Consider the following 15,594-nt stretch of genomic DNA (forward strand, 5'->3'; position numbering starts at 1 on the left):
TAATTTTCCCAGTTCCCGCAAAAAACTGGTCAATTTTTAGTAATCTGGCTCTTCTGGACTGGTTATAGCAAATTAGCTCTCCTGATTCTACCGCAATCTTAACAGCGATCGAGTTATACTAAATCTTATTTAACAAGAACGTAGGTTGGGCTTCGGCCGTGAGCTTTTGCCGAACGGTTGAAGCATGAAACCCAACGCTCTCCCGATTCTACCGCACTCCGAGTTTTTTCTTGGGGATAATCTCCTAACTTCTGACCATCTACTGCCGATTACCGCAAAGGATAGCCATTTATTCTATCAGATTGAGAAGATATTAATTATGATAACACTTGTGATTATATTTTTCACTGCCTTGCTGGCAGTTACGGATTTTACTTACCAAGTTTTGATTCATTTTCCCATACAAATCATCAATTTTTTGGGGTCGTTGTTGTCCTATGGAGTAATCGGACTGATAATTTTTGTCCTAGTGTGGATTGTGGGGGACTGATTTCTCGGTAGAAAAAAATGAGAGAATCAGCCTTAGCCAATTCTCCCCAATTTAAGCCAACTTTTAGTTTTTACTGTTCACTAGCCACTGCTTGGGGTTGTCCTTGCGGTTGGAATTGGAACAGGGAATAAACCACGTTACGACGGATATCAATCATCATTTCTAAAAACATCTCGTAGCCTTCCTGTTTATACTCAATTAGGGGGTCTTTTTGACCGTAACCGCGTAAACCAATCGACTCGCGTAAAGCTTCCATAGCTTGCAGGTGTTCGCGCCATAACATATCGATTTGTTGCAGGATAAAATAACGTTCGGCATCGCGCATTAAACCGGCGCGAATATTATCCACTTGACGTTCTTTAATTTCGTAGGCTTTGCGAACTTCTTCGTGTAGGAACATCTTGATATCATTAACACTCATCTCCTCGACATCTTTAGCGGTAATATCTGCCAACAGATAGACGAATTCTTGAGATTTACTAATCAGTTTTTCCAAATCCCATTCTTCCGCCGGCAGTTCGGGATTAACATAAGCCATGACGATTTCATCCATGGTTTTTTCGGCGTATTGCAGCACCTGTTCTTTTAAGTCCATCCCCTCCAAAACCCGACGACGTTCGGCATAAATAGCGCGCCGTTGATTATTCATCACCTCGTCGTATTCAAACACCTGTTTCCGGGCATCATAATAGAAGGTTTCCACTTTTCTTTGCGCGCCTTCCAAGGAACGAGTTAACATTCCCGATTCAATGGGCATATCTTCTTCCACCCGGAAGGCATCCATTAAACCCGCCACGCGGTCGCCCCCAAAAATCCGCAATAAATTGTCTTCTAGGCTTAAAAAGAAGCGTGTGGAACCGGGGTCGCCCTGTCTGCCCGCCCTGCCTCGCAATTGGTTGTCAATACGGCGGGATTCGTGGCGTTCCGTCCCGATAACGTGCAGTCCGCCTCTTTCTACTACCTCATCATGTTCTTTGCCTGTGTAATCTTCATAGGTTTTGCGAATTAATTTATAGACTTCCCGTAACTTTTGAATAACCGGGTCATCCGTGGGGGCTTTTTCGGCTGCGATAGCGATTTTTTCTTCTACTTCTAATTCGGGTAAACTTTGAGTTCCGTGGGTATCAACGGCAAATTTAACCGCTTCTTTCAGGGCATTTTCTACCTCTTTCGGTAACTCGGTGGGAAAAATTTCCGCCGAGGCGCGCCAGTTTTTTTTCTTCTTACCTGGGGCGAATCCTTGCGGGCGATTGCGTTCTCCTAAACTGGGTAAACTAAAGGCCAAATTGTCATCTTCGGGCATAACTAATTTCGGCATTAAATACTCGCGAATTTTCAATCGGGCCATATAGTCGGAGTTACCACCGAGGATGATATCGGTTCCCCGTCCCGCCATGTTCGTGGCAATGGTTACGGCCCCGGCCCGGCCTGCTTGGGCGACGATTTCCGATTCCCTTTCCACGTTTTCCGGACGAGCATTAAGTAAGTTATGGGGAATATTCCTTCCCTGTAATAAAAGCGAAAGCACTTCCGATTTTTCCACACTGGTGGTACCGACTAAAACCGGGCGACCCTGTTCGTGCATTTGTTGACATTCTTCAGCGACGGCGTTCCATTTTGCCTGTTCATTTTTATAGACCACATCGGCTAAATCTTGCCGACGAGAAACGCGGTTAGTGGGAATAATTGTTACTTGCAGGTTATAGACTTTTTCTAGTTCCGTTTCTTCGGTTTTGGCCGTCCCGGTCATGCCAGATAATTTCGGATAGAGTAGGAAAAAGTTTTGATAGGTAATCGTGGCTAAGGTTTGGGTTTCCTGTTGAATTTCTACCCCTTCCTTAGCTTCCACTGCCTGATGTAAACCATCACCCCAACGTCGCCCCGGTAATACCCGTCCCGTGAACTCATCAACGATAACAATTTCACCACTGCGGACGATATAGTTAACGTCTTTTTTCTGGAGTTCTTTGGCACGAATAGCGTTAGAAATATAGTGCGCCCAGGGATTTTCTTGGTCGTATAAATCGGTAACTTCTAATAGTTCTTCCGCTCTTTTAAAGCCTTCATCGGTCATTAAAACGTTACGGTCTTTTTCGTTAACTTCGTAGTCTCCCGGTCCGTCTTCTACTTTTTGGCGCACTAATTGCTTGGCGATTTCGGCGGCGAGAATATATTTTTCTGTGGGTCGATCGATCGGTCCTGATATAATTAATGGGGTTCTGGCCTCATCGATAAGAATGGAGTCCACTTCGTCGATAACGCAGTAGTTAAAGGGTCTTTGGACAACTTCCCCCATCACTGTAGCCATGTTATCGCGCAGATAATCAAAGCCGAGTTCGCTGTTAGTGGTGTAGGTGATGTCACAGGCATAATTTTTCTTTCTTTCTTCCGGACTCATGCCGGCTTGAATTAGTCCCACACTTAACCCTAAAAAGCGGTGTACCTGCCCCATCCATTCCGCATCACGACGGGCGAGATAATCGTTAACGGTGACGACGTGAACCCCTTTTCCGGTCAATCCATTCAAATAAGCGGGGAGAGTGGCAACTAGGGTTTTTCCTTCCCCGGTTTTCATCTCGGCGATTTGTCCTTTGTGCAGTACCATTCCCCCCAATAACTGCACGTCAAAGTGACGCATCCCTAAGACTCGGATTCCCGCTTCCCGGACAATGGCGAAAGCTTCGGGGAGGATTTCCTCGAGAATATCCTCTCTTTGCTCATAATTTCTCGCTTTGTCTAATCTTTCCTTAAATTCGCCAGTTTTGCCCCTTAATTCCTCATCGGACAGGTTTTTAATGTCTTCTTCCAGCAGGTTGATTTCGGTGACGAGGGGCTGAAATTTTTTAATTTTGCGGGCGTTGGGATCTCCGAGTAGGGCTTTTAACATAGCAGTTTTTATTCTCTCGCTTCGATTGGCTCTTGGTCTGTGGTGTTAACAATTGTATCACTCTCGTTGGGAGTGGAGAATCATTTATCGGTGAACAGGGACTCTTGCCAGTGGGCAAAAATTAACCTTCCGAACTTGTTATGCTAAATTCGTAATTGATTTAAGGCAAGAGGCAAGAGGCAAGAGGCAAGGGGCAAGAGGCAAGAGGCAAGGGGTGGTTAGATATGTGTAATTAATTTTGCTTAGTTACTTAAGAAAACAAAGGAGTTTTAAATGTCTGAAATTAAAGATTTTAAAGAATTAATAATCTGGCAAAAAGGAATGGATATTGCCGAAAAATGCTATTATTTGACTAAATCTTTTCCCAAGGAAGAACTCTATGGTATGGTGCAACAGATTAGAAAAGCATCTGCATCTATTCCCGCCAACATTTCTGAAGGTTATGGGAGGCGAAGTTCAGGAGACTATGCGAGATTTCTCAACATCTCTCAAGGCTCAATTAATGAGCTTCAAACACATTTAATCCTCTGTCAAAGAGTAGGGCTTTGCGAGGAAAAACATATTAAATCAATCATTTCTCTACTCCTAGAAGAGACCCGAATGATTTCTTCTCTTCTTAAAAAACTAAATTCTTAAAATATAGCGTTTCCTAAGCTAGTGAGGTACACCTATTTTTCTTCCCTTTTACCGTTCGACGTTAAGCTCACGGCCGAAGCCTCTTGCCTTTTGCCTAAAACCCATAACTTTTGTACCTCAGCAGACTGAAAAAAGCTATATTTTGCCTTTTGCCTTTTGCCTTTTGCCTTTTGCCTTTTGCCTTTTGCCTTTTGCCTTTTGCCTTTTGCCTTTTGCCTTTTGCCTCTCCCAATATGTAGCCTATAGTCAACGGATTTAGTATTAATCTTCTCTCACCGGTGGCTTAACTAAAGGGGAAACCACCATATTTATTGATAATTATATCTATAGTTTCCATAATTGCGATCGATTCGCCCAAAATGGAGATAATTTGTTGATAATGTTCTAGGTCATCGTAGCTAAGGTGGCGACCTTTGCGGTCTTTTAGCCACTTCTGACACACTTGATAACCGCCGATATAAAAGTTCCAAATTTGAGGCGGAATCCCCGCAAAATACTGGTCAGAATTAATCGAAATTTGTTGTTTATTTTCGTCATATTTCACCTGTTCGACTAGATTAGAACCCGCCACGGGATAGCTACTAATTTCTTTTCCCGTTGCTTTCATCAGGTGTAAATGTACTAATCTGTCACCTTTTTTGACTAATTCCCAGAATAATTCTTGATTACTGGTGAGAGGAACACGAGGAAAGTCTATCTTTAAAAATTCGGCGTAACGTTGGCGATATTGGGGAGAGTGAAAGACAGCATAGATATAGTTAAAAATGTCTTCCGGTCCAAAGGTTTTCTTTTTGTCTCCTTTGCCATCACTGATAAATTCTAATTCAAGTTTTGCCGAAAGTTTGTTAATAAATTCAGGCGCTAGATTGGGACGGCGACCATTTGGCGAGTTGGTTGCTTCTGTGTCAAATAGGGTTGGGGTATTGGTTGGATAAAGATAAAGGGGGAAAACAAAGCCATTATTTGATGTTTTGGGAGAGAGACAAATCACTTCAACAATATTTCCTGATATTTGAACGTGATTAAAGCTTTCTCCTTTAGTCATCCTAGAGGTAATTAGTGCATAATTTTGTTGATATTTTAGATTATACATAACATTACTTCTTGCTCTACAGTGAAAGCCTCTTGAATTACCAGTATAATATGTATATCTTTTGTCAAAAGGTCTGTATAAAATAGGAGTTAATTTATCCTTGGATAAATTTGATTGCTTAACATCTTTCTGTGCTAAATCTATCTTCCAATCTTGAGAATCTTTACCTAAATTATACTTAATTCTAGCTTCTTCTGGACTGAGATTGACAAAATCATTGATTATATCCCAAATTTCTTTTTCACTCCATTGAATTGTTAAACTATCTCTAGCTGTGACGATACCAACACTATTAACTGGCATAATTTCAGTAATCTTCCAAAATTGATCATATTCCGAGCGCAGATTAATATTCTGAGGTTTAAATAGATAAAAAGGAGAATCAGGTTGTAATTCTTGCCAAGAAGTAGAATAAAGATCATTTTCATCTAACCAATGATACTTACCACCGACAATAACTTGATTCTCAATCATCTCTCTTTTGCCCCATAAATCAGCATGATAAACTTTAGCTAAATTTGAAGAAATATTGTGATATTTAATAAAAATACCAATAGCTACACCTTGCTGAATATCAAACACATTTTGATCGGGTGAACCGTCGGGACAGATTTCTTTTTTCTTACTGTTGCCGTGTAAATCGAGGATATAAATGTCATCAAAAGTTTTTAATAAACTTTGACGCATTCCCCGAAAAGTTGGGTTATCCAGATAACCATGATTAGTAACAAAAGCTAAAATTCCATAACCAGTTTTCTCGATGCGCCATTGACCAAAGCGAATAAATTTGACATAATCATCATTTAACCATTTAGGATTTTTTTCGCCTAAAGGTTGCTCATCTACTTCAAAATAACTAGCAGTTTTTTCTCCAGAAATAATATCTTTTCCCTTCAATAATTCCTTAATCCAGTCTCCTGTATTTACGGAATGTCCAGAGTAGGGTGGATTACCAATAATCACCATAACAGGATGTTCTTGCTTAACACCTTGCGCTGACTCTGCTTCATCGCGAATGCGATTTAAAAAACCATCAGCAGGGGGAATTTGAAAAGCTTCCTGTAGGGTGTTAGTGAGATAGATTCCCAAGCGTTCATCGGCACTAAAATCATAGCCTAATTCCTGAAGTTGTAAACCTAACTTCATGTGTGCTACGGTGTAGGGAGCCATCAGTAATTCAAACCCAAAGAGACGGGGTAATAAATGTTTACTGACATAACTAGACCACATCCCTTTCTGTTGACGAAAACTATCATAGATATGGTCGATAACCGAGTGTAAAAAAGTGCCAGTTCCCACAGCGGGATCGAGGATTAAAACTTGGTGAACTTCCTGAGTTTCTTGGCTATTATTAGGATTTTTAATCGTAATTTTTTTGGCATCGGCCAAACCTTTAGGAATCTGAAACTTATTTTTTAGAATATAGTCCACACTGCGAACCATGTAAGAAACCACGGGTTCAGGGGTATAATAAACCCCCCTAGACTCACGCATTTTACTATCGTATTCTGCTAAAAAAGTCTCATAAAAGTGAACCACAGGATCCTGCTTGCGCGTGCGTTTTCCAAAGCTGCTAAGAATCCCCTCCATGTCCGTTTGTTGTAAAATAGTCGCTAGAGTATCCACGGCCCAAGTAATCCGCTCATCTAATTCTGTACCAGCAATTTGATGAAAAATTCCCCGCAAAAAAGGGTTAGTTTTTGGGAGGCGAAATGCTGCCGTTTCCCTGGAAAAAGAACTTATTTGATCCGTATTACAGCGTGCTGCGAATAAACCATAACAGATTGTTTGTGCATACATATCGGCAAACTGCGCTTCATTGAGATCACTAATTAAAACTCGTTGAAAAGATTGCAATTGTTGCCGCAACATTCCCCCGCAATCTTGATCTTTTAAAGCTTGGCCGATTGCATCTCGAATTAACTGCGCTAAAGCGGCCATTTTTTTCGCCAATTCTCGCGGTGTTGTGATCTGAATAACTTTTGAGAGGAAAAATTGACAGAACAATTGTTCTACTTGTAAAATACCCTGGGAATCAGGTTTAATTTGCTTTTTTTGATTAAGAGTTGCCACGGCAGCTGATAGACGCAATTCTCCCGATACATACCAACGAAATTCTAAATGATCAGTGATAATTAAATTACCTAAAGCCTGTAAATAACGTTTTATTTGGGGAGTATTTTCAACCTTTTTGAGAGAAGTTCCGATATCTTTTGCTTCCAGATGGCCAATTTCTACCATACCCTGATTAATCACAAAATCCGGAGCGCCACAAGCAATCCTTTTCGGTTCATTGAGAGCTTGTAGGTTATTATTTAGGGATTCAATTAATTTTTTTAAAGCAGGACGATAACTGTGTTCTGTGGCGTTACCCTGTTGATAAATGCCCGTGATTTCCTCTAGATATTTTGGCAGTGAATTACTCATTATCGTTGCGACATACAAACGTTCTTCTATAGATAAAATATAACCTCATTTAGCCCCAATGTCCACTGAGATGCCCTCATCCTGCTTTATCCCTATCCTCAAGGATACCAAAATTAGCTAAAATGAAATGATAGGCGATAATCTCATCTCAACAACTTCACCAAAATATTAACGATGGTCAAAGCATCATCTCCCTTATCTCTAGAGCATCTCTATCATGTTCCCACCTACACTATAGCCGATACTGCGCGCTATCTCCATATTCCTTTGCCCACTCTGAGAACGTGGGTACGAGGACGCACCTACCCCACTAAAAAAGGACAAAAAGAGTTTTTACCCCTCATTCAACGACCTAATCCGAATATTCCGCAACTTTCCTTTACTAACTTAGTGGAAGCGCACGTTTTAAGAGTTATTCGCAAAGTTCATAACATCCCTCTCGATAAAGTTAGACTGGCCCTAGACTATATTAGTGAACAATTTAACACCGATCATCCTCTGGTTCAAAAACAATTTAGTACCGATGGAACTGACCTTTTTATTGAACAATTTGAACATTTAATTAATGCCTCCCGTTCGGGACAATTGACGATGAAACAATTCTTAAATAATCTCTTAACTCGTATTGAATGGGATGAACAAGATATCGCCACACGGCTTTTTCCCACTATCGACATAAATGGGGAAGACTTCAGCAATAAAGTCCTAAAGATAGACCCTAATATTTCCTTCGGACAACCCGTGATCACAGGAACAGGAATTCCCACTAAAGTTGTCACAGAACTTTATGATGCGGGGGACTCTATAGAAGATATTGCCAATGATTATAATTGTCAACCTTGGCAAATTGAAAAAGCGATTTTATTCGAGTGCAATTGGCAAGCGGCATGACCTATCAATACACCTATTTTATCGACCGCGCTTTAGGAAAATCTATCGGTGAAGCTTTGCAAGAAATAGGGGTTAAAATTGAATTTCATCATGCCCATTTTGCCCCAGATGCACCGGATACGGAGTGGCTACCTATTGTTAGTCAAAGAGGATGGATAGTATTAACTAAAGATGTAAACATTGGTAGAAATATTTTAGAAGTTCAACAGATAGCCCGTTATCAGGCTCAAGTATTTGTTCTAGTTTCTGGTAACTTACCTCGTCAAACCATGGTTAATATTTTTGTCGAAACAATCGATAAAATCGAAAAAATAACTCAAGGTAATCAAGCCCCTTTTATCGCCAAAATATACCAAGATTTTCAAGTAAAATTGTGGAAAAATAAAAATGAATTAACCAGAATAATAGAAACTATGTAAAACTTATTAAAATATTTTTTATTCAGTAAAAAATTACAGCTAAATTTGTTGACAATCTTCTCACCATTACCTTTGAGGCAATTGTCGAAATTGTCTGAGCAGTGAACCGGTTCAATCAACTTCTTAATCCCCCCACTTGCTGTTAAATTGATTTCCGTTCACTTCACCCAGGGGAAGGGGGGACTTCTGGCGAGATTTGAGTTAAACTAGAAAGGTTGACTATTGACAAACATCGATCGCACAGGAGTAAATTATGTCTAGAGTCTGTACTATGACGGGGAAAAAGGCCAATAACGCCTATGCGGTGTCCCACTCCCACCGTCGCACCAAAAAATTACAAGAAGCTAACCTACAATGGAAAAGAGTCTGGTGGTCGGAAGGCAACCGTTGGGTAAAACTACGCATCTCCACCAAAGCTATCAAAACCATTGAAAAGAAAGGATTAGCCGTCTTCGCTAAAGAAGTAGGCTTAAACTTGAATTTGTACTAAGCGAGTAGTTCAAAAGTGGAGACGAATCGGCCGTATCGTTGACTCCTGTGCTTTTGATTATTAAGTATTGCAACAGGGCGTGATGTGGGGTGAAAACTACCTTTAAGATTAAAAACTTAAAACGACCTGTTCAGGAGAATTTCAATGTATTCAACCCTATTAATGGCCGCCACCGCCGTGCAAGGTTCCAGCGAATGGAGTCCCAAAGTGGCGATTGTCATGATTATCTGCAATATTCTCGCTATTGCTTTCGGTAAAGCGACTATTAAACAACAAAATGTCGGTCCTGCTTTACCTTCCCCCGCTTTATTCGGTGGTATGGGATTAGGCGCTTTACTAGGTACTACCAGTTTTGGTCATGTCCTCGGTGCCGGTGTCATCCTCGGTCTCTCCCGTCTCGGAGTTATCTAAATATGTTTTGATTTTCTCAATCGGTGGCCAAAAGTCACCGATTTCTTTTGTTAAAAATTCTGGACTATATAAGTAGGTAGGTGTTAAAAATTATCAGATGCCCCCTTATTAAGGGGGGATTAAAGGGGGGACTAAGGGGGGATCGGCACCCCCCTTATCAAGGGGGGCAGGGGGGATCAGAGGCAAAATCTATCTTCTATTTAATTAGAACCACTTACTTATAATAAATATGACTTTACCTCAAAAAAATTCTTTTTGGTACGATGAGCGATTTCAGAAGATTTTTCTACAGGTAATTATCCTGCTAATTGTCTGCCTAATTTTCTGGTTTTTTGGACGCAATTTAGTGATTAATTTCCAACGTTTGCGCCTAAGTTTTGGCTTTGGCTTTCTCTTTGATACTGACCGACCAGCTTCTTTTGCGATTGGTGACTCTCCTATTGCCTACAGTCCCACCGATACCTATTTTCGCGCTCTTTTGGTGGGATTAGTTAATTCCCTCCGCATTATGATTACTGGCATATTTTTGGCGATTAGTCTGGGAATAGTCATCGGGTTAGGTCGCTTGTCGGATAATTGGTTAATTCGTCAGTTAGCAACAATTTATGTAGAAACTATTCGCAATACTCCTTTATTATTACAATTATTTTTCTGGTATTTTGCTGTATTTTTGAAACTGCCGAAAATTGAGGAATCTTTAGAGTTTTTTGGCAGGGTATTTTTAAATAACTCAGGAGTCTATTTGCCTTTCCCCGCTAATAGTTTCAGGACATGGTTAACCTTATTTATCATTGCTTTAGGAATAATTATCTCAGTATTTTTATACCTAAAAAGTAAACTTAGTTTATGCCTAACTAGCCTAGTAATCCTAGTTATAATTCCCCTAATCTGGGGTTTACAATGGCAAAATCCCCAAGTTAATCCTCTTAATCAAAATATTGACTTTGGTTTACATCTTTCTTCCGAGTTTGCCACCCTCTTAATCGGTTTAACTGTTTATACAGCTGCCTTTATTGCGGAAACGGTACGGGGGGGGATTCAATCGGTTAATCGGGGACAATGGGAAGCAGCTAAAGCCTTGGGATTAAAACCTTTATTAGTGATGAGATTAGTAATTTTTCCCCAAGCTTTGCCAGTGATTATTCCTCCTTTAACTAATGAATGTTTAAATCTGGTTAAAAACTCTAGTTTAGCGATCGCTATTGGTTATAATGATATTTATGCTATCTCTAGTACCATCGCTAATCAGACAGGAAAAGCTGTAGAAATGTTAATAGTAGTTATGGCAACCTATTTATTCTTTAATCTGGTGATTTCTCTGGCTATGAATCAATTAAACAAACGGGTAAAAATTGAGGAAAGTTAGGGTGTGTTAGCGAGTGCGTAACGCACCGAATCGCACCAAAAGGTAGTGTAACGCACCAGAATTTAGTGATAAATTAATTAATGAGCATTAGCAGAATATAAAGCGGTGATAATTGCTGTCACCGCAGGACTAAGACTAGATAAAACTACCACAGAAGCGGTGGCAATGATGATAGTAGTAGCCATTCTCACCATACCATCTGTACCTTTTTGATAGGCATCAAATTTATAGTCTATGCGATCAATTTTTTGTCCTATTTCATCTCGCCACTTACTGAATGCGTCTTGTGATTGGCTGAATTTTTCTTGCAAATCACTAACTTCATCACTTAATTGAATCAACGCCGCTCTGATGTCATCATTACTGGGATTTTCGGGAATTTGCATGACCTTGATTAGCAATCAACTAACAACCGCCTATATTATAGCAGTTCTTAGCCATAAATTACAATTTTTTATCAGGAGGAGGAGTCAATCGCCAGCGCACTAAAAAACTATCAATACTTTCTAAACATTCCAAGTCATCTTTAGGTAAATAAGAATCTTTTGACAAGAAAGAAAAAGCCTGCTGAAACTCTTGACTATCAGCTTGAATCGGACTAGCAAAATGACAAGGAATAACCTGTTTAATCGGCCATTGGGCAATTCTATCAACCCATTGACTAACCTCGTCAGTAGTGCGATTAAGAATCAAAGTTTGCAAAATTGGCGCGACTATTAACCTCCCCTCTCGACGCAAATTTAAAAAAGTCCTTTGCCAATCATCCCCCCATTGAAAAGGGAATAAACCAAAATAGGCTTTTTTACTCTTTTCCTTAGCAGTAAAAGCATCTCGAAAGACCTTAATCCAATTGGGGACAGCTAAAACAGGAGGTTGAAAATAAAGAGCAAAAAGACAAATTCTCTGCCAACCCCGACGGCGATTTTCTGGGGTATCCTCCACCAAATCCTTAGCACTATTTTTAGCGTGAAACAGGAGAGGATAGGGGTCTAATTCTAAAATAGCGGGAGGATTTTCTGGGATAGAAATAATTCCATCAGTCAGCAGCAGAGTTTGAGAGTAGTGATGAAAAAAAGCCACCTCCGAGAAGTATCCCACATTCAGATCAATTGCGGGTAAAATTTCATAACTAAAATCTTTTCCTAAAGGAGTGGTTGCCGAGTCAGCAGGTAAAATTTCCGTTCGTTTTGCCGGTAAACCCAACCAACTCAAAGGTAAATTAAGAGGAAAACTCCATTGATTAGGAGCAACATAAACTATAGCCTTAGGAAAATAACGGGCAAAAGGACCCACAAAAACCTTATGTTCGATCCCAGAAATCGTCGGCAAAATAATATATTTAACTTCCCCATGTTCACTTTCCAACTCACGCATTAAGCGAATACATTCAGGAGTCGGGGCCACTGGTGCATAAACAAATAAACCCCCAGATGCTAACTTAATTACCGTCATGCGAATCGGCACGACCACATAAAAAATACCCTGCAATTGCTCAAATGTCCAGAGCGTATCTTTCACCACTTCTTGGCGAATTGTCCGTCTTTGACCGTAGGGATAAAGTGGTACAATTGGCCAGAAAGGCCATGATAAATCTTGCGGAGTTATTGCGGCTTTTGTCATCGTCTGATTCTATTGCTGAAAATCTCTATTTTAGTTATCATAAACCTTTCTAATCCCCATGACTGATAAACTGCCCATTGATTCTTTGGTCAATACTTGGAATAGTCTCACGGGGGAAGTGATGAAAAGACTCCCCATCGACCAGTTGACTAATACTGTCCTGCAATGGTTTAGTGTTAGTGACAGTCAAGTGGCGGAAATTTTAGAAAAAGTCCGTCAAGAATTACCCACCACCGAGGCGCTGTTAATCGGCAAACCGCAAACGGGAAAAAGTTCGATTATTCGGGGAATAACGGGAGTTTCGGCGGAAATCGTCGGGCAAGGTTTCCGTCCCCATACCCAAAACACCCAGCGCTACACCTACCCCGCAGAAGACTTACCCCTGTTGATTTTTACCGATACGGTGGGGTTAGGGGATGCCTATCAACACACAGACAAGGTAATCGCGGAATTATTAGCAGATTTAGCCGAAAATACGGGACGCGCCCAGGTTTTTATCGTGACGGTAAAAATTGATGATTTTGCCACCGATAGCCTTCTGGAAATTACCAAGCAACTGCGGCAAAAATACCCTAAAATCCCCTGTTTACTGGCTGTCACCTGCCTTCATCAGCTTTATCCTCCTAATACCGCCGATCATCCCCCTTATCCTCCCGATTGCGAGGATATCAATCGCGCCTATCAAGAAATTAAAGAAACTTTTAAGGATTTATACGACAATTCTGTGCTAATAGATTTCACCCTAGAGGAAGACGGTTACAACCCCGTTTTTTACGGTTTAGAGGCATTTAGAGACAATTTAGCCGATTTATTGCCAAAAGCCGAGGCTAACACCATCCACCAACTTTTAGATCGGGAAACCAGCAATAAATTAGGCCATCTCTATCGGGACGTGGCCCGACGCTATATGTTAGCCTTTTCCGTCATAGCGGCGACCTTGGCGGCGATTCCCTTACCCTTAGCGACTATGCCCGTGTTAACCGCCCTACAAGTGTCAATGGTGGGGGTTTTAGGCAAATTATACGGTCAAGTCTTAACCCCATCCCAAGCCGGCGGAGTCGTCAGTGCGATCGCTGGCGGCTTTTTGGCCCAGGCCATCGGTCGGGAATTGGTGAAATTTATCCCCGGTTTTGGCAGTGTGATCGCCGCTTCTTGGTCCGCTGCCTATACCTGGGCCCTAGGAGAGGGCGCTTGTGTCTATTTTGGCGATTTAATGGGGGGTAAAAAACCCGATCCTAAGAGGATTCAAAGGGTGATGAAAGAGGCTTTTTCTGCTGCCCAAGAAAGATTTAAAAATGTCGCTACGGGAGGAGATAATTGATCGGTATTCAAAGAATATAGTCATTTCAGATAAATCTGATACACTCTAGAGCGATGGGAAAATAAGTAGCTGGTTATAATTAAATTAAAAATGGATTTTAGGTTCGATCCCCCCTGCCCCCCTTGATAAGGGGGGTGCCGATAGGCGGGGGGATCTGACAACTTTTAACGCCTACCTACTTATCTTAAGAATTTGTGGTATGTAGATATAGATTCGTCCAGTGTCCGAGGGTGAACCGACTAATAACAGTTATCAGTTAGACGTTTTCAGTACAATACCGAAGGCGATGCCTAATACTGTGCCGAGCTTGTAGTATATTAACTAAGTGTAATGCGTCTCTTGAACGGGAAACGGCTTTGCTGATTTTAAGTATGAATTGTCCCCTAGACAATTTTTCAAACCTAGTCCTAAGCGTTGGTTGTGGATAGGATGCACAATTAGCATTCATATCTTGATTCAGCAACGCCTAAAACTGTTAGAATGGGTCAAGTCAATTAACTAGAGGCCCTATGTTAGCTCTAACCTATCCACACATAGAAAAAAGTGACGACCAACCCGCACATTTACAAAGATTACCGCGTATCCGCGTTGCTCAAATTGTCATGGACTACATCGCCTATGGTTGGTCGGTAGAAGAAATCTGTCGTCAACACCTTTATTTAACCCTAGCCGAAGCTCATGCAGCCATGGGTTACTATTTTGACCATCAAGAAGAAATTGACCAAGAAATCACCCTGGAATGGCAACAAGTACAAGAAAATATGACTAATCAAGCTGCCGAGTCGCCTTTTTATACCCACAGTTAAAAACGAAAGGAAAAAGGCAGTAAATCCGAGAGATTAAAACAATAATTTTGCTGAGTTCCACAGATAATAATCTCCGCTTGCGGCGCTAATTCGGCTATCCATTGACGACAGGCTCCGCAGGGAGTTAACTGACTAATATCATCCTTCCCATCGATACAGGCTATAGCGATCGCCCGTACTTCTCGATCGCCCGCTGCGATTATTTGCGCTAAAGTTGCCCTTTCCGCGCATAAACTCAAGCCATAACTAGCGTTCTCTACATTAGTACCAGCATAAATCTTTTTATCTGTCAAGACCGCTGCCCCCACCCGAAAACGGGAATAGGGAGAATAGGAAAGTTTCGCCACTTCCCGAGCAGTGTCACAGAGTTGTTGTCTTTCTTGGTCAGATAGGGTCATCGGCTAGATAGCATCCGAGGCAACTTTGATTACTTCTTAATTATCCCTTTGGTCGTGCTTTGATGACATCCGAGCAAGACGGCCATTTGCCGTTGAGATAAATTTCCCTCTTGACTAGGTTGGTAGAGCAAGTTTCTTTGTTCTATGTTAAGATGTTGGTGGCTTAGTTTTTGGGATTTGTTGTTGCATTGATCGGACAATACCTCATGAGCCTTTCTCTGTCAACTCTTAAGGAGTCGTGCGTTTCATTTTTGAATTGGCGATTTAAGATCAGTTTTGTTTAAGTATCTTTTACCATGACTTCTACATCGAACTTTCAGCCGACGATAGTCTCAGAGT

The 15,594-nt window shown here is 41.1% G+C and carries 13 protein-coding genes and 1 pseudogene; 8 read left to right on the top strand and 6 right to left on the bottom strand.

All coding sequences use genetic code 11. From position 1 onward, the window contains the following. Positions 1–560: 560 nt before the first annotated feature. Positions 561–3,377, bottom strand: a complete 2,817-nt coding sequence (gene secA / locus EWV68_RS04100; RefSeq protein ID WP_287168914.1) for a preprotein translocase subunit SecA — start codon at positions 3,375–3,377, stop codon at positions 561–563. A gap of 273 nt (positions 3,378–3,650) precedes the next feature. On the opposite strand from secA, the gene EWV68_RS04105 reads away from it, so the two are divergent. Then, the gene (locus EWV68_RS04105) at positions 3,651–4,013 is read left to right on the top strand and encodes a four helix bundle protein (protein ID WP_159293885.1); all 363 of its coding nucleotides are present in this window, start codon (positions 3,651–3,653) and stop codon (positions 4,011–4,013) included. 283 nt (positions 4,014–4,296) lie between these two features. Here the strand turns inward: EWV68_RS04105 and EWV68_RS04110 are convergent, their stop codons facing one another. Then, complete coding sequence (locus tag EWV68_RS04110) at positions 4,297–7,533, bottom strand: type ISP restriction/modification enzyme (RefSeq protein ID WP_287168915.1); 3,237 nt, start codon at positions 7,531–7,533, stop codon at positions 4,297–4,299. Between the two features lie 174 nt (positions 7,534–7,707). Between EWV68_RS04110 and EWV68_RS04115 the strand changes: the two genes are divergently transcribed. From EWV68_RS04115 to EWV68_RS04135, 5 genes are all read left to right on the top strand, one after another. Further along, positions 7,708–8,424, top strand: coding sequence for a DUF433 domain-containing protein (locus tag EWV68_RS04115; protein ID WP_287168918.1), 717 nt, complete (start codon positions 7,708–7,710; stop codon positions 8,422–8,424). Then, on the top strand, positions 8,421–8,843 hold the full coding sequence (locus EWV68_RS04120) for a PIN-like domain-containing protein (RefSeq protein WP_052276060.1): 423 nt from the start codon (positions 8,421–8,423) through the stop codon (positions 8,841–8,843). Before EWV68_RS04115 ends, EWV68_RS04120 begins: the two co-directional genes overlap by 4 nt. A gap of 253 nt (positions 8,844–9,096) precedes the next feature. Continuing rightward, positions 9,097–9,333, top strand: coding sequence for a 50S ribosomal protein L28 (gene rpmB, locus EWV68_RS04125; protein ID WP_002775299.1), 237 nt, complete (start codon positions 9,097–9,099; stop codon positions 9,331–9,333). Positions 9,334–9,477: 144 nt separating this feature from the next. Further along, positions 9,478–9,744 (top strand): photosystem I reaction center subunit PsaK, encoded by a 267-nt coding sequence (psaK, locus tag EWV68_RS04130; protein ID WP_002734065.1) that lies wholly within the window; start codon positions 9,478–9,480, stop codon positions 9,742–9,744. A 229-nt stretch (positions 9,745–9,973) separates the two neighbouring features. Next, positions 9,974–11,110, top strand: a complete 1,137-nt coding sequence (locus EWV68_RS04135) for an amino acid ABC transporter permease (protein WP_287168919.1) — start codon at positions 9,974–9,976, stop codon at positions 11,108–11,110. A 77-nt stretch (positions 11,111–11,187) separates the two neighbouring features. On the opposite strand, the gene EWV68_RS04140 is transcribed toward EWV68_RS04135, so the two are convergent. After that, complete coding sequence (locus tag EWV68_RS04140; RefSeq protein ID WP_002798015.1) at positions 11,188–11,496, bottom strand: ssr2422 family thylakoid membrane protein; 309 nt, start codon at positions 11,494–11,496, stop codon at positions 11,188–11,190. A gap of 58 nt (positions 11,497–11,554) precedes the next feature. Further along, positions 11,555–12,730, bottom strand: coding sequence for a DUF4336 domain-containing protein (locus tag EWV68_RS04145; protein ID WP_061432131.1), 1,176 nt, complete (start codon positions 12,728–12,730; stop codon positions 11,555–11,557). 58 nt (positions 12,731–12,788) lie between these two features. On the opposite strand from EWV68_RS04145, the gene EWV68_RS04150 reads away from it, so the two are divergent. Further along, on the top strand, positions 12,789–14,051 hold the full coding sequence (locus EWV68_RS04150) for a YcjF family protein (RefSeq protein ID WP_287168920.1): 1,263 nt from the start codon (positions 12,789–12,791) through the stop codon (positions 14,049–14,051). Between the two features lie 509 nt (positions 14,052–14,560). Next, the gene (locus EWV68_RS04155; RefSeq protein ID WP_287168921.1) at positions 14,561–14,857 is read left to right on the top strand and encodes a DUF433 domain-containing protein; all 297 of its coding nucleotides are present in this window, start codon (positions 14,561–14,563) and stop codon (positions 14,855–14,857) included. Here the strand turns inward: EWV68_RS04155 and cdd are convergent. Both cdd and EWV68_RS04165 read right to left on the bottom strand, forming a co-directional pair. After that, on the bottom strand, positions 14,854–15,255 hold the full coding sequence (cdd, locus tag EWV68_RS04160) for a cytidine deaminase (RefSeq protein ID WP_287168922.1): 402 nt from the start codon (positions 15,253–15,255) through the stop codon (positions 14,854–14,856). The two genes, EWV68_RS04155 and cdd, sit on opposite strands and share 4 nt — an antisense overlap. Beyond that, positions 15,254–15,455: pseudogene (locus tag EWV68_RS04165) on the bottom strand (helix-turn-helix domain-containing protein); the annotation flags it as partial. The pseudogene EWV68_RS04165 and the gene cdd, both read right to left, overlap by 2 nt. Positions 15,456–15,594: the final 139 nt, after the last annotated feature.

Origin of the sequence: Microcystis sp. M_QC_C_20170808_M9Col (genome assembly GCF_007095495.1) — a bacterium.
GTDB lineage: Bacteria > Cyanobacteriota > Cyanobacteriia > Cyanobacteriales > Microcystaceae > Microcystis > Microcystis aeruginosa.

What these genes read in the sequence shown, in the direction of transcription:
- secA (WP_287168914.1), bottom strand. Translation starts at nt 3,377, where the DNA reads ATGTTAAAAGCCCTACTCGGAGATCCCAACGCCCGCAAAATTAAAAAA.
- EWV68_RS04105 (WP_159293885.1), top strand. Translation starts at nt 3,651, where the DNA reads ATGTCTGAAATTAAAGATTTTAAAGAATTAATAATCTGGCAAAAAGGA.
- EWV68_RS04110 (WP_287168915.1), bottom strand. Translation starts at nt 7,533, where the DNA reads ATGAGTAATTCACTGCCAAAATATCTAGAGGAAATCACGGGCATTTAT.
- EWV68_RS04115 (WP_287168918.1), top strand. Translation starts at nt 7,708, where the DNA reads ATGGTCAAAGCATCATCTCCCTTATCTCTAGAGCATCTCTATCATGTT.
- EWV68_RS04120 (WP_052276060.1), top strand. Translation starts at nt 8,421, where the DNA reads ATGACCTATCAATACACCTATTTTATCGACCGCGCTTTAGGAAAATCT.
- rpmB (WP_002775299.1), top strand. Translation starts at nt 9,097, where the DNA reads ATGTCTAGAGTCTGTACTATGACGGGGAAAAAGGCCAATAACGCCTAT.
- psaK (WP_002734065.1), top strand. Translation starts at nt 9,478, where the DNA reads ATGTATTCAACCCTATTAATGGCCGCCACCGCCGTGCAAGGTTCCAGC.
- EWV68_RS04135 (WP_287168919.1), top strand. Translation starts at nt 9,974, where the DNA reads ATGACTTTACCTCAAAAAAATTCTTTTTGGTACGATGAGCGATTTCAG.
- EWV68_RS04140 (WP_002798015.1), bottom strand. Translation starts at nt 11,496, where the DNA reads ATGCAAATTCCCGAAAATCCCAGTAATGATGACATCAGAGCGGCGTTG.
- EWV68_RS04145 (WP_061432131.1), bottom strand. Translation starts at nt 12,730, where the DNA reads ATGACAAAAGCCGCAATAACTCCGCAAGATTTATCATGGCCTTTCTGG.
- EWV68_RS04150 (WP_287168920.1), top strand. Translation starts at nt 12,789, where the DNA reads ATGACTGATAAACTGCCCATTGATTCTTTGGTCAATACTTGGAATAGT.
- EWV68_RS04155 (WP_287168921.1), top strand. Translation starts at nt 14,561, where the DNA reads ATGTTAGCTCTAACCTATCCACACATAGAAAAAAGTGACGACCAACCC.
- cdd (WP_287168922.1), bottom strand. Translation starts at nt 15,255, where the DNA reads ATGACCCTATCTGACCAAGAAAGACAACAACTCTGTGACACTGCTCGG.